At 27.2% G+C, this 445-nt stretch carries 1 protein-coding gene; it reads right to left on the reverse strand.

Annotated elements, in window-relative coordinates:
• Positions 1–19 precede the first annotated feature (19 nt).
• Entirely contained in the window at positions 20–406 is a 387-nt protein-coding gene (locus tag LPC13_RS16780; protein ID WP_005215030.1) for a YopX family protein, read from the reverse strand.
• Positions 407–445: the final 39 nt, after the last annotated feature.

A 445-nucleotide genomic window follows, 5' to 3' on the forward strand; every position in this document is an offset into this window, starting at 1 on the left:
AATATTTTTGAATTGTTCATTATATTAACTCTGGATTTTCATATATATTACCTATAATCTCAACATTTATATCTATCCATCTATAACAACTATATGCACCATCAGTAATATAAAAGCTTGCGTTATTAAATTTAACTACACCAATATGTGGTGGAATATCAGTATTATAATTATCTGTAAATTGGACTATATCACCTTCATAAATCTCTCTTTTGTTCCTATCTTTTAAACCAGTATACTGACCTACAGACTCTTCTACAACTTGATAATCTCCGTATGATGTTAATATATGAACTGAGCTTGTTCCATCAGTATATTTAATTTTAGTTACTCCATATCCATTTTCAATCCATTGGCTATCAATTAAACTTTCTACTGCATATGCTCTAAATTTAATTTCTCTCATTTTTCTCCTCCTTATTTAATGAACAATAATTTCAAATTG

Origin of the sequence: Clostridium celatum, assembly GCF_021412605.1 — a bacterium.
Classification (GTDB): domain Bacteria; phylum Bacillota; class Clostridia; order Clostridiales; family Clostridiaceae; genus Clostridium; species Clostridium celatum.

Coding starts and splice junctions, on each gene's coding strand:
- LPC13_RS16780 (WP_005215030.1), bottom strand. CDS start 406: ATGAGAGAAATTAAATTTAGAGCATATGCAGTAGAAAGTTTAATTGAT.